Annotated in this window: 15 protein-coding genes; 10 read left to right on the forward strand and 5 right to left on the reverse strand. The window is 67.2% G+C overall.

What is annotated here, in order from left to right:
* The first annotated feature begins 228 nt into the window (after positions 1-228).
* The 3 genes from LL236_RS14455 (at position 229) to LL236_RS14465 (ending at position 1928) form a co-directional block, all read left to right on the forward strand.
* On the forward strand, positions 229-714 hold the full coding sequence (locus tag LL236_RS14455; protein WP_228179532.1) for a hypothetical protein: 486 nt from the start codon (positions 229-231) through the stop codon (positions 712-714).
* Entirely contained in the window at positions 711-1433 is a 723-nt protein-coding gene (locus LL236_RS14460) for a hypothetical protein (RefSeq protein ID WP_228179533.1), read from the forward strand. The genes LL236_RS14455 and LL236_RS14460 overlap by 4 nt, the downstream gene beginning before the upstream one ends.
* Positions 1434-1517: 84 nt before the next feature.
* On the forward strand, positions 1518-1928 hold the full coding sequence (locus tag LL236_RS14465) for a hypothetical protein (RefSeq protein ID WP_228179534.1): 411 nt from the start codon (positions 1518-1520) through the stop codon (positions 1926-1928).
* 62 nt (positions 1929-1990) lie between these two features.
* Here LL236_RS14465 and LL236_RS14470 read toward each other — a convergent pair whose 3' ends face one another.
* Both LL236_RS14470 and LL236_RS14475 read right to left on the reverse strand, forming a co-directional pair.
* Positions 1991-3079 carry an ECF transporter S component gene (locus tag LL236_RS14470; protein WP_228179535.1) on the reverse strand — a complete coding sequence of 363 codons (1089 nt, stop codon included), beginning with the start codon at positions 3077-3079 and terminating at the stop codon, positions 1991-1993.
* A 182-nt stretch (positions 3080-3261) separates the two neighbouring features.
* A complete protein-coding gene (locus tag LL236_RS14475; RefSeq protein ID WP_228179536.1) occupies positions 3262-4131 on the reverse strand; it encodes an excalibur calcium-binding domain-containing protein in 870 nt (289 codons plus the stop codon).
* 167 nt (positions 4132-4298) lie between these two features.
* Here LL236_RS14475 and LL236_RS14480 point away from each other — a divergent pair, with 167 nt between their 5' ends.
* The 5 genes from LL236_RS14480 to LL236_RS14500 all read left to right on the forward strand — a co-directional run bounded on the left by LL236_RS14480 (position 4299) and on the right by LL236_RS14500 (position 9246).
* Positions 4299-5546, forward strand: a complete 1248-nt coding sequence (locus LL236_RS14480) for a hypothetical protein (protein ID WP_228179537.1) — start codon at positions 4299-4301, stop codon at positions 5544-5546.
* Complete coding sequence (locus LL236_RS14485; protein WP_228179538.1) at positions 5543-5821, forward strand: hypothetical protein; 279 nt, start codon at positions 5543-5545, stop codon at positions 5819-5821. Before LL236_RS14480 ends, LL236_RS14485 begins: the two co-directional genes overlap by 4 nt.
* 5 nt (positions 5822-5826) lie before the next feature.
* A complete protein-coding gene (locus LL236_RS14490; protein WP_228179539.1) occupies positions 5827-7092 on the forward strand; it encodes a PDDEXK-like family protein in 1266 nt (421 codons plus the stop codon).
* The gene (locus LL236_RS14495; RefSeq protein ID WP_228179540.1) at positions 7089-8363 is read left to right on the forward strand and encodes a hypothetical protein; all 1275 of its coding nucleotides are present in this window, start codon (positions 7089-7091) and stop codon (positions 8361-8363) included. The genes LL236_RS14490 and LL236_RS14495 overlap by 4 nt, the downstream gene beginning before the upstream one ends.
* A gap of 115 nt (positions 8364-8478) precedes the next feature.
* On the forward strand, positions 8479-9246 hold the full coding sequence (locus LL236_RS14500; protein WP_228179541.1) for a YqjF family protein: 768 nt from the start codon (positions 8479-8481) through the stop codon (positions 9244-9246).
* A 377-nt stretch (positions 9247-9623) separates the two neighbouring features.
* On the opposite strand, the gene LL236_RS14505 is transcribed toward LL236_RS14500, so the two are convergent.
* Positions 9624-11210, reverse strand: coding sequence for an HNH endonuclease signature motif containing protein (locus tag LL236_RS14505; protein WP_228179542.1), 1587 nt, complete (start codon positions 11208-11210; stop codon positions 9624-9626).
* A 176-nt stretch (positions 11211-11386) separates the two neighbouring features.
* Between LL236_RS14505 and LL236_RS14510 the strand changes: the two genes are divergently transcribed.
* The gene (locus LL236_RS14510; protein WP_228179543.1) at positions 11387-12022 is read left to right on the forward strand and encodes a hypothetical protein; all 636 of its coding nucleotides are present in this window, start codon (positions 11387-11389) and stop codon (positions 12020-12022) included.
* Positions 11998-12186: a hypothetical protein gene (locus tag LL236_RS14515; protein ID WP_228179544.1), complete on the forward strand. Its 189-nt coding sequence runs from the start codon at positions 11998-12000 to the stop codon at positions 12184-12186. The genes LL236_RS14510 and LL236_RS14515 overlap by 25 nt, the downstream gene beginning before the upstream one ends.
* Positions 12187-12192: 6 nt before the next feature.
* Here LL236_RS14515 and LL236_RS14520 read toward each other — a convergent pair whose 3' ends face one another.
* Positions 12193-12561, reverse strand: a complete 369-nt coding sequence (locus LL236_RS14520; RefSeq protein WP_228179545.1) for a type II toxin-antitoxin system PemK/MazF family toxin — start codon at positions 12559-12561, stop codon at positions 12193-12195.
* On the reverse strand, positions 12558-12779 hold the full coding sequence (locus LL236_RS14525) for a ribbon-helix-helix domain-containing protein (protein ID WP_228179546.1): 222 nt from the start codon (positions 12777-12779) through the stop codon (positions 12558-12560). Before LL236_RS14525 ends, LL236_RS14520 begins: the two co-directional genes overlap by 4 nt.
* Positions 12780-13062: the final 283 nt, after the last annotated feature.

The raw sequence follows: 13062 nt of genomic DNA on the forward strand, positions 1-13062 counted from the left end.
CCACTCTCGCAACGGGAGGCCTTCACCCGTCACCAGATCACACGCGATTCACGCAACAACGTCCCTGGACATCACACCTAGGCGAACCGGTCCCGGCAGGCGGTGCTGCTGCTGTGACGCGGCTGGCGTCGGCGCCGCGCCCCGGCCTGTGAGTAGTTCTTACTCATTGCAGTGAGGGGGAAGCCACTCGATGCTGGGTGGGTCCCTGACTGGTCTAAGGAGATCTCCATGTTCCGTCGCAGCCGCGCACTCGCAGCCACAGCCACTGTCGCGACCCTGTTCGCCGCATCTCTCGTGCTCTCCTCGTGCACGAACCCGATCGAGCAGTTCATCGAGGATCAGACCGGCGTCTCGATCGACAGCGACGGTGACGGGAGCGTGACCGTCGAGAGCGAAGACGGCGAGATGACGATCACGGCGGGAACCGAAGTGCCCGACGATTTCCCCGGCGAGGTCCCGCTGCCGTCGACCGGCGCCCTCGAGTCATCGGTGGCGATGGCGGGAGCCTGGAACCTCACGTACACCGGTGTCGACGAGACGACGCTGGACAGTGTCGTCGGCGCTCTGGAGAGCGCCGGATTCGCCCAGACCTATGAGATGACCGCTGGCGACTATGCGCAATCGACGTGGGACAACGGCACGTGGACGGTGAGCCTGATTTGGGATCTGTCCTCTGACGGCGCGCTCAACGTCAGCGTGGTCGCGACGCCGTGATGCTCGGGGCAGGTGCCAGAGGTGTCACAGGTGCCGCGCGAGCTGCCGGCACCGCCATTGCGCTGCTCAGCATCGCCGCTCTCGCGAGCGCGTGTGACGGCAGCAGTGCGCCGACACCCTCGCCGACCGATACGTTGCTCGCGATCGATGGCGCCGGCGCGGGCGGCTCGGACGGTTCCGGGGCAGGTGAGGGCGCGGCGAGTTCGGGGGAGGGCTCCGCGTCCTCATCACAGCTCGGCGCTGCCGGCACCTGCCCCGTCGGCCGGTGGGTCATGGACAACGAGTCATGGGCCGCGGCTCTGGGGGAGATGATGCGCGCCGAGATCCCGGGGGCCGAGGTGCACGTCACAGGCGAGCTGTGGCTGGACTGGAACCGTGACGGCACCTATGTGATCACGGCTCGATCGTCCGAGTACGTCATGACAGGGTCGACCGATGGTTCATCGTTCGTCCAGACGATCTCCCACGACGGCGTCGAGACCGGTGCGTGGGCTGCGGCGTCGGCATCCGCGTACGACCTCGTCGCCCAGGATCAGGCGCAGATGGCCTCGGCGGTGTCGATCACCGCGGGAGGGGTCACATACGCTCCTGACCCCTCGGAACTCGCGCCCGAAGCGTGGACGGGACGACTCGAGGTCGTGTGCGGCCCCGAGGTGATGACCACGACCGCGACCGGCGACGGGGGATCACTGTCGGCGGATTTCCTCCCGCGCGGGTGAGTCCGCGGACGGCGCCGGAGGGGAGCGCGGCGGTTCGCGGATGTCGCTCGGGTAGGGGGCGTGGCGAGGCGAGAGTATTGGTCAATGGGGCATCGGGTGGCGGCAGTGGCCGCGGGTCTGCTTGCGGGAGCGGTGTTGCTCACCGGATGCGGCACGTTCTACTCCGAGAAACTCCGGGACCTACCGCCTGAGGCGTCGAGCGTCGAGTTCGACGGGCTGGACCCGAAGCCGGCGGTCGTATGGGCAGACAACGGCGAGGACTGGTTCGTGATCACCTGGGGCAGCAGTTCATGCCCGAATGCTCCGGTGTCGCTGGACATGACAGCTCCCGGCCAGTTCAGCATCGAGCTCCGGAGCGAGGGTGGGCCGGTGTGCACGGCGGACCTGGGGCCGACGACTTTTCGGATCGCCGCGCCCGACGGTGTGACGCCCGCCGACTCGGTGGTCGTGGACATCGGTCCCGGTAGGCTGCTCGAGCTGGAGCCGGTCGGGTAGCCCGATCACGCATCTCCTTTCCCGACGGCTTCCACTTCCTGCTCACACCGGGGCGTGCGCGGTCAGCGGCAGGCGTCGGCTGTGTCGGGGACGGGCGCGAAGACCTTCGGGAATCTCGCCTGCATCGTCGAGGGGATCACTTCGACCCCGCGGGCATGAGCAGGAAGCGCGGCGAGGACATAGGGGAGCACGGAGATGGCGATGAATCCGGCGATGAGCTTGTCCATGATCGAGGTGAGGATGTTGGCCGAGAGCACGGCGCCGATCACTCCCTGCCCGAGGGCGAGCAGGTTCGCCGCGATTCCTTGGGCGCCCTCGTTGATGGATGCCCCGCCCCACACGAGAATGATGATCGGCGTCGCGACGATTGTGCAGCTGATCGCGACGATGATGCTGAGCAGGAAGTATCGCAGCGGGGTCGTGCCCAACCGCCACGATCGCACGCCGTAACCCCAGATGAGGGCGCCGACGATGTTGACGATCATGAACGGCAGGCCCTGCCATTCCCAGAGCGCGAGGGCCCCGAGCGAATGGCTCAGGATCGCCACCGCGACACCGAACCACGGTCCGAGCGCGATCGCGGCGATCGCGGTGCCGATCATGTCGAGGTAGAGAGGTAGCGCGAACGTCACGGCGAGTCGCGATCCGCTCACATTGACCAACGCGCAGCAGATCACGATGAGGGTCAGCAGAGTGAGGGTCGCGCCGCGTGCACCGAGAGTCCGGGCGAACCAGTTGTCCCGGTCGCCATCCGCGGGTCGAGGCGACGGACGCGCGGCGAGAGCCGGGGCTGCTGTTTGAGCGCCGGGTGGCACGCCGTTTTCGTCCGCTGCGGATGCCAACGCAGCAGTATCAGCGCGCCGTCGCCGGGTCTCGTCGGCGCGGGCCCGGATGCAGTACTCTCGCCACCTCGCGGCACCTTCGGCATCCTCGCCCAGCACGGTGACGATATCAGCGATGAGGTCCGGATTGATTCTGTGCCTGCCCGGCTGGAACGCGTCGTAGATCGTGGTGCGCCCGACGAAAGCTGTCGATCCCGTTTCGCCGCGGCTCTGGCGCAGATCGCGGACCCGGTCCGAGATCTGCGTGTAGCTCACGTCGCCGGCATTCAGTCTCAAGAGCTGAAGTTCCGCGACGAGACGGTCCATCACCCTGACGTGCTCAGGGTGTTCCTCGATATGCACGGTTGTCCCCCCGGACCCTCGACTGCCGACCCCCTCGGGCCTTGATCGAGAGCGTACCGAACTCCTCCGACGCTGTTCGGCTTCGTTCGGCAAGACGCTGTCGCACAGAATGCGGGCACGCACCGCACTTGGGTGTGGAACTGGTTCCGCTACTCGCTGGTGCCGTCCGTCGTGGCGGCATCCTGATCCCGCCACGACCCCAGGTGCTGCCGAAGGTCATCGAGAAGCTGTTCGGTTGCGGGGGCGAGTGAGGCCGCGATGTCGCGGAGCGCATCGGATGCGGCACCCGCGAAGGCTGTAGTCGACTCCGCGGCCGACTCCCAGACGGCGCGCCAATCGACGGATGCCTCGTTGACGCCCGCGGTGCGCGGGTCGTCCTCGCAGCCGATGGCGTCGGCATCCGCGTCGAACGACGGCGAGAACCCGACATCCGTCGAGAGGATCGGGCGCCCCAAGGCATCCCATACCTCCGCGCAGGACGCGTAGAGGTCTGTGCCGACGGGGGAGTCGGCCGGTGTCGGCACAGCGATGGCGGCGACCTCTTCGGTCGGTGCCGATGTCGAGAACGACGGGAGGAGGATCGCCATGGCGACGAGCACGGCCACAGCGGCACCCAGCAGGGCGCGCCCGCGGCGCCGCACTCGCCGCTTCCCACGCGGGGGCTGATCCGGTCGGCTCTTCGATGTGGGACGGACTGGTTCCGGTTGCGGATGGGCGGTGCGCGCTTGTGCTGAGGAGGGTCGCGGCGGAGATGGGGCCGACACATCGGCCGGCGGATCGGGGATGTCGCGGCGGCTCAACTCCTCATCGTGACATCGTCGCGACTCCGGATCGATGAGCACCGAGTATGCGTACTCGAGCTCCTGGAAGCGTCCGGCAGTATCGATCCCGGTGTTCACATCAGGGTGGATCCCGCGGGCTCTGCCGCGGAAGGCACGGCGGATGTCGGCATCCGTCGCGGAACGGTCGACGCCGAGCACGCGGTAGTGGTCCACCTGCGCCGCCGATCCGGTCGCCATCGGCACCGCCCCTCTTATACCCCGCTCGGCTGTCGAGGCTAGTCGTGGCCACGACCGCTCCGTCCCGATGCACCGTTCCCGAACGATCCCGGACGGCTCGATACACACTCGGCGTGAGGCGGCGTTGATTGACTCGAAGCACGAGTCTCCGGGAGGTTGATGTGGGGATGACTTTCCCGATCACGGACTTCATGTCCGACGACTACGCGCCGCCATATCGTGCCGCGCTGCGGCCCACCGACTTCGAGTTCTTCGATGGAAGCGACGTCGGCGGCGACTTCGCCGGCTACTGGGGGTGGCGCGTCCGCGGTCTGGCGAGGGACGGGTCGCCGTGCGATTACGTCATCGCGAACGCGTACTGTTTCGACCCGTTCGAGGATGATCCGGGCACGGAGCATCCCCACTTCGGTCTGCGCCGGATGGAGTCGATGATCGTCTCCGGTGAGCCACCGGTGTTCGCCGAGCGCCTGCAACACCCCTTCACCCGGGAGCTCGAGGGGGAGGGGGCCGTCGACGACTGGGTGTGGGAGATCCAGTCGCGGGATGCCGAGGGCCGAGATCACGGGCGCCAGAGCCGGTGGGCCGGTGACGATCTTGAATCCATGGTCGGGCGGGCGGAGTGGGGAATCGTCGCGTATTCGACGCACGAGGTCAGTCTGAGGAGCTTGTGGACCCGCGGTGACCTGCGCCGGTGGTTCACGAGTGCTCTCGCCGGAACTCAGGTGTCGGTCGAATTCGCGGATGTGACGCGGATGCCGGCCTTCGAAAGCAGGTTCGTCAGCACCGGAGCATTCCTGCGAGACATCCTTCCCGACGGTGCGGTCCCGTACCGCCCGATCCTCATGTCCACCGAGTTCGACCGGCAGGAGTGGATGGCGCAACGCGTCAGCTTCGCGCGGGACGGGGGCGACGCGCTCCACTCGATCGACGAGATCGAGCCCATCGTGTGGACGAACATGTCGGGATCCGAGGTGTTGTCGTGCTGGGCGACCAAGGTGCTGCTGTGGAGCGAGTTGGTCGCGGATGCCGAGATCGATCGCCACCCGCAGGTCGCCGGCACTGCGGTGCAGGCACCTCAGGTGAGTGACATGTCGCCGGCGGCTCGCGACGCAGACGACGCGACCTCGGTCGGGGAGTGGCTCGCGATCCACGTGATCGGCACGGATGCCGCGATCGTGGTCCCGACGGCTTACACGCTGCTGGAAGCGAAGGTGGACAACGACGGCGCGACCGTGACCTTCTCTGCGCACGAATCAGGAAGGCGAACGGTGCGGAATCGGCGCCGCGCCCGGTTCGAGGCCGAGTGGGGAGAGTGGCTCGACGAGCACGTGACGCTCACCGACGAACAGATCGACGTGGGCATCGCGAGGGCGGAGGCGATCTTCCGCGATGCGCTCGCGAAGGAGGAGAAGTGAACACGCGAGTCAAGCAGGATGACGGCGTCTTCATCGAGAGCGAGTCGGATGCCGATCGCCCCCGTGGTTGTTCCTGGGACGAGACGGTCTGCACCGCGGCCCCGACTCACCGCATCATGACCTCTCACGGCGCCGGCGATGACGCGCACGTTCACGCTGACACTCTGTGCGGGCGGCACTACGCGCTTTCGCTCGTGCGGCTTGCCCAGGTGCACGCCCCCGGCTGCGCGAACCCGCTCTCCCAGCACGTTGATGTCTACGGACCTGTGGAGTGACTGTGATGCACACGGATCAGATGACCCTTGCCGACCTCGTTCGTGAGCTTGCCGCCACCCCGGAGGTCGCTGGTGCGATCGAGGCATCGGCGACGACCTTCTGGGACATCCTCGAGTACGGTGACGAAGCCGGAGAGATCCGATACAGCCGGTTCCTGTGTTGGCTGCTCAATCCCTCCAAAGACCACGGGCTTGGGAGTGTGGTTGCGCAAGCTCTGTTCGCGTGGGCGGGGATGGAGGCGGCGCCGCTCCACAACGTGTCGGTGCGTGCTGAGTGGCGCAATGTCGACATCGTTCTGACGGCTGACGACGCGGTGCTGGCGATAGAGAACAAGACCATGTCCCGCGAGCACCCCGCCGGTGCCACGGAGCGGATGCAGACCGACTTCTATGCGGAACTGCTCGAGTCGCTGCCGGGTGCACGCCGCCTCTACCTCTACTTGACGCCGGACGGTCATAGCCCCCATGACGACGAGTGGACGCCGATCTCTTATGCACAGCTTGCGCAGGTGCTCGCGGACATCGGGCGAACGGTGGATGACAGGCGGGTCAGAGCGCTCATCGAGGACTTCGTCTCCGCAACGCGTCGCCGCTTCAACCTGGCCATGGAGGAGATCCTCGATGCACGCCTGCCGAGCCGCAGGGTCAAGGATCTGACCGATGCAGAGAGCACGCTGTATGAGCAGCTCGGTCGCGTCATCGTCGACCGAGGGCTTGCGGTTGCGTCCGATGCGGGCTCAGGCTTCAAGGCCGATCTGCTGCGTCGTGACCCATCGGAGGAGGCGCGCAACCGAGCCGCGTACCTCCACCTGCGCGACGCGGTGCAAGACGCCGTAGACGCGGGAGCGCTGGACCGTCTGCTCACCATGATCTGGCGCAATGCTCCCTTTGTCGCCAAGCAGTCGAGCGATACCAGCTCGGCCGTGCAGGATGCCGTCAAACGCCTGGCGGACGAGCTGAAACGGCCCGATCGCGCGGCCGCGTTGGCGCGGCTGGGGATCCCGCAGCCCGCGATATCCGGGTATCCGCGACAGTCGCTCTACTTCGACATCGACGGCGCCCAATACTTCTTGGCAGGAACGGGTCAGGGCCTGTTCCCACGCAAGGGTGGCGCATCCAACCTGTGCAGGAAGGGACTCGTGTCGAGTGGTCTCGTGGATCAGTGGGAGGGGGAGCGCATCATGCTTCTGGCCGACGAGCTGATCGGCGCCCTTGCGCTCGTTCCGAGGGCGGATGCCTCAGCGTCGCGAGAGAGCGAGCAGGGGTCATGATGCGGATCATTCTGGTCGCGGTCGCCGCGGTTGCGCTCATCGGAGTTCTTGCGTGGTCTGTCGTGCTCGCCGTCATGATGGCCTTTGGCGCCTCCGCGGACGGGGTCGCGTGGCCGCTACTGACCGGGCCGGTCGGTGACACCTTCGGCGGGCTGCTCGGACCGATCTTGAACGCTGCGGTTCTCGCGGCGACGGTCTTTCTCGCAGTGTCGTGGCAACCGCGCAAGGAAGAGCGCGATCGCGCGGCGAACATCGTGGGATGGATCGCAGAGACCGAAGGAGGCCACCTGGGGGTCGTGGTCGCGAACACATCAGGTTCGGTCGCATCGATGGTTGATGTGGTGGTGCAGCGAAGCGGCGACGACACGCCGCTCATCGATCGGGAGGCGACCGTGCCTCCCGGGCTGTGGTTCATCCCGTTCGCCACAGTGGAGCCTTTGCTCAAGGTGGAATGGAAGCTGCCGCTGAGTGTGGACACATCACGGGGAATGACCGTCACGCTGAGACCGTCTGAGGTGACGGAGGGAAGTGAGGGGGAGGATCTGCTGCTTCGACCCCACTTGCCGCAGACGCAGGCGGGACGGAACTTGCCGCACTTCGAGATCACGGAGCTTCGGTACACGGTCGGCCGTCGAACCTGGTCGAGAGATCGGAACGGAGCGCTTTGGAAGGCCCGCAAGCTGTCCGAGGAGGACGAGGCGGCACGAACGAAAGCGATGCGTTCGCCGCGGGCATCGGTCACGACGATGTCGGCGAGAGTCTCTGCTGGAGTGGAGCAGCTCCTTCGCTACACCATCGATGCACTGTGCTCTGACTCTGTGGACTCTGCGGCGAACGCCTTCGCGGCTGCGGCCAGCTCGCCGCAGCCGGTGTCCCCGGTGGTGCTGCCGGGTGTGAAGGCGGTGAGCAGGAATGCCAAGAACGGCGGGACGCTCACGCTTCACCTCGACGCAGAGGGCCGTCAGCTCCGTCTCTGGCAGACGAAGGAGAAATACCCCGGCGGGGTCGAGGTTGTCGATTCGGCCCAGCAGGAGGTGCGAGCCGGCGACAAGAAAGTTTCCTCCCTCGCGCAGCTGGCAGGTGCGCGGGTGCTCGGCAAGAAGAACATGGGGGACCTCGCACGCGATGCCGGGGAGTGGATGCAGTCACCCGGATGGCGCGCGTTGTGGATCATCGCGTTGCGCGAGATGGTGGTGACTGCATCCCAACCGGTCGAAGATGCTCCCGCGGCGCAGGCGGTGGACGCCGACCAGTCTGCGGCTGAGGCCTGACCGAGCATCGTCAGTGCCGGTCGGACGTCGCGCTGACGATGTCTATGCCGATGCCCATCGCCACCACACGTCATCTCGCGGTCCTCGGGATGCGGCGTGGCTGGAGAATGGGGGCATGGCCTTCTCTCACGATGCCCCGCCGCTGCCGGGCCGGGCGGTCATCGCGCAGCGCTGGTCGCGGGCGCTCTTTCTGCACTGGCGGGCGGATGCCGCGCGCTTGGCGCCGCTGCTTCCGCCGGGCGTGCGCCCGGACGTGTTCGACGGGTCGGGCTGGATCGGACTTGTTCCCTTCGTCCTGTCGAACTTCCAGTTCCTGCCCGCCCCGCCGGTGCCCTTTCTCGGAACGTTCAATGAGATCAACGTCCGCACGTACGGCATCGACGACGAGGGTCGGCGTGGGGTGGTGTTCCTGACGCTTGAGGCTGAGCACCTCATCCCGGTGCTGACGGCGAATGCGCTGTTCGGGCTGCCGTACCGGTGGGCGAGCATCGGCCATCGCGTCGATTCGATGGATGCCGACGCGCAGGATGCCCATACAGTCGATTACCGCTCTCGGCGCCGGCGGGTGGATGGCGCGGCCCGCGGCCCGGGAACGCGACTGCGTGTGCGGGTCGGTGATGAGGTTGCGGATGACGAGCTGTCGCGCTTCCTCACTGCGCGGTGGGGCTTTCACGAGCGGCACCTGGGGCGGACGATCTGGGCAGCCAATGCGCACGAGCCGTGGCCATTGCGGCGGGCGGAGCTGCTCGGCATCCGCGATGGGCTTCTCGCTGACCGAGGATTCGAGGACCTTGCCGCGCGCCGGCCGGATTCGGTGCTGGCGATGCCGATGGATCATCCTGGCTTCGTCACCCAGTTCGCGGCTCCCGTGCGGGTGCGCTGAGCGGGTCTTTCACGGCTCGGAAGGCACGCATCCCCGTCTCGATATCCCTCCGCGTCGTTCGATGCCGTGTGGCTACTCGGCGAGCGGAGCATCTGTATGCTCGGCGGACGCCGTATCTGTATGCCCGGCGTCCGCGGCGTTCGGCTACCCCGCGGACGCCGTGTGTGTGTTCCCGGCGAGCGCAGCGTCCGGCGAGCGCAGCATCCGGCATGCCCGGCGGACGCTGCATCCGTATGCCCGGCGGACGCCGCATCCGTATGCCCGGCGGACGCCGCATCCGTATGCCCGGCGGACGCCGCATCCGTATGCCCGGCAGACGCCGCATCCGTATGCCCGGCAGACGCCGCATCTGTATTCCCGGCGAGCGCAGCATCCTGTCACCCCGCTGGCGTGGCCTCCGTATGCCTGGCGAGCGCAACCTCTCCACTCGCCGGGGGTCTTCCCTCCCGCCAGGGTGGTCTGTCGGGTGGTGGCGGCGGATCCCACGCCCATGCCCAGGGAGCTTTCGTTCGCAGCGCACGTGGCGTCGCCGGTTCGCCGCCGGGGCCCAGATGACCGGCGGGCGGCACGAGAATGAACGCGCCGTGGCCGTCGCGGATGATCTTCCACCTGTTGTTGTGGAGCTGCATGTGGTGGAACCGACAGAGCAGTATGCCGCGGTCGATGTCGGTACGGCCGTTCTCTGTGGCGACGTGGTCGATGTGGTGTGCTTCGCAGTATGAGGCCGGCACGGGGCATCCTTCGCCGGCGCATCCGCCGTCGCGAACAGCCAGCGCGATCTTCTGTTTCGTCGTGAACAGGCGCTGCTCGTGTCCGACATCGAGCGGGTTGCCGCCGGAATCGACGGTGACGGTCACGGTTCCGTTCATGCAGATGTTGCGGTCAACGACCGATCCAGGAAGGGCATCCCCGCCGTCTTCGGCGTGCCCGGTCTTGATGAGCCGGCCGATCGGGTCGCGTGGCCCCTCGGCATCGCCGACCATGACGATGCGTACCCCGGGTTGACGTGCCCCGAAGACATCGGAGGCGTTGGCGAGTGCCCCGGCACGGATGAGATCGACGAACAGGTCGTATTCGAGTTGCTCGTTGCTGCGCGGATCGTCCGAGAGCTCCTTCGCTGCGGCGCGGTCGGCATCCGAGATGAACCGGGGGCCACCCCGCCGGGGGCGCAGCGCGGCGGCGAAGGTCGACCGCAACCAGAGCGCCATCTCATCGTCGAAAACGATGTGGCCGTGGTGCTGTCCGTGTTGGTCGATCCATGTGCGCAGCGACCGCTTCTCATACCGCTCCTGGAACCGGTTCTCGGCGCCGACCGGGTCGAGGATGTCTCGCAACTGCCGGGCCCGCGACCGCAGCTCTTCAACGGACGCCCCAGCCACCGCCTCATCGATGAGGGTCTCGGCTGCGACCGACCACGCGAGCACGGCGGATGCCGGGTCTACACCCTCAGCCTCGGGCTCACCCAGACCACTGCGAATCGCATCGTGCTGGGCCGTCGTCAACCGCCCAGCCCACAGGGCGGCCTGCAACGGCGCGTGCCACGGCGCGCGGGTCGCGTCGGGGGAGTCATCCGTCGCCGGTGCCGGCTCAGCACCCGAGGCGCCACCCGCACCCGCGTCCGCACCATCGAGCAACGACTGCCCGACACGAACCTGCCGCAGTGCGTCAGCGCGCGTGCCGCCGGTGATCGACTGCACAAGCGAAACGGGTGACGCGTGCCCCTGCGTAGCGGCAAGCCCGGAATGTCCGTTCTCGCGCTTCGATCGCTGCGCAGCGACGCCTGCGACCACCGACTGCAAACGTTCCGCATCGTTCGCGATTCCCGTGACCTCGCGCAGCACCTCCAGCACCGACGCATCACTGAGCGCAGCGGCGCCCGACGGAAGGCTCGAAGGCTCGACATCCAGCTCAGCGAAAACTGCGAGCCGGTCAAGCCGCTCGCGCATCGCCGTGAGGATGTTCATACGCTCACTCTCTCACCGACCTCCGACATTCATCGCGGGCCGAGTCCAACCCGAAAACAGCCTGTGGACAGGTCATTTCCCGAGCCGCCTGGGGAGGAACCGACGCCCGCGAACGCACCGACCTAAGCTCGACACAAGACCGACATCGGTGCACCCAGGCCCGGAAAGGGAGTGGCATGAACAACCCCACCCGCCCACGCCCCGAGCCGCCGATCGACACCCCACCCGTGCCGCGCGCTGACCTCGCCGTCGCGGCCGTGGCCGTCATCCTCGCCGTGGTCGCCCTCGTCGCCTCGAGCCTGCAGTCGGGCTTCGCGCCGCTCATCACGCTCACCCTAACCCCGCCCGGAATCGCACCGGCCGACGGCGGAATGATCATCGTCGTCACGCCGACGCCCGACCTGTGGCCCGGCATCCAGATGGGCGCAGCGATCGCCGTACTGCTGCTCTTCGTCGCCGCGATGCGCCTCCTCCTGCTCGCCCCTGTCGTCCGCCGCCGTCACGCCACGGATGCCGCAGCGGATCGCCACACCTGGCGCTGGATCGAGTACTCGCAACTCGCGGGCGTCGGCACCTTTCTCGTCGCGCAGCTGAACGGCATCACCGAGGTCACGAGTCTCGTCCCGATCTACGCGCTGGGCGCCGCCGGAGCGCTCTTTCTCATCGTCCACGACCACCGCGCCGCGACCGGCCGCTTCGGCGGTCCCGCGTTCGCCCTCGGATCCGCGGTCGCACGTGGGGTGTCATCGCGTTCGCGCAGATCACGACCCTCCTCGCGGGTGTCGAGGTGGCGGCATCCGTTCGCGTCGTGACTCTGCTGGTGCTGGCGGCCTCGGCATCCGTCTGGGTCGTCACCGGATGGCGCGCCCGAGGCGACCTCGAACGAACAGACGGATGCCGCACCGACGCGCTCCTCGGCTGGGCCCTCCCTCTCGCGCCCGCCGCGCTCGTGCTCTCGACCCTTTGGGTGGGCTAAGCGCCGTTACAAAGACAGGTGAAGCCGCAGGGCGTCGTCGAGAGCGCCGAGTGATTCGCCGGTAAGGCGGCCAGTGACGCGGCTCACACGCGAAATCGACACTGCGCGCACCTGTTCTGCTTGGGCTTTGCTGGGCCGGGGGAGTCCCGATTCTTCCGGCGAGAGAAGCACCTGAAACGGATGCACCTTCGAGACGTTCGAGGTCACCGGCACGACCGTGATCACCCCGTGTCCGGTGCGCGCGGCGCTGAGGTTGGCTGTCGCGTTGCTGACAACGATGGCCGGGCGAGTTCGCGCGGCTTCGGATCCGACGGCTGGATCGAGATCGACGAGCACGACGTGACCGCGTCGCAACGCGCGCACAGGATCCGTCACGGCCGCGCAAGTCCGTCGCCGGATGCCGCATCCCACGCGTCGTCGGCGGGTTCGGCGAAGGCGTCGGCGTAGGCATCCGCGAGTCGTTCTTCGCGCAGCACCCGCACGGCGTCTTGCACCGCCGCGGACCGACTGGAATAGACGCCGGTTCGGGTCTGGTCGTCGAGAAACGCGAGGTCGTCGGTGCTCAGGCTGAGGCTGACTTTCACATGCACCATTCTTCGATGCTACTGAAGTAGCAAGCGCGCGGGTCGGATGAGTTGGGGATCCGAGAGAACAAGACCAAGGCGGGGGAGGAATGCATGCGTGCGTGTCTACCCTGAAGCCATGCCGGTGAACATCACGATCCGCAACGTCCCTCTTAGCTTGATCGAACTGTTCCCGGGCTGAATTGCTTCGAGCTTGCCGATCTGGGCCGTTATGAGGTCAAGTCCCGTGGCGTGGTGTCATTTCGTTGTTTCCTGTTGGGGGGTGGTGGTCAGGCGGTGAGGTAGAGCTCGG

This window comes from Microbacterium schleiferi (assembly GCF_020781975.1).
GTDB lineage: Bacteria > Actinomycetota > Actinomycetes > Actinomycetales > Microbacteriaceae > Microbacterium.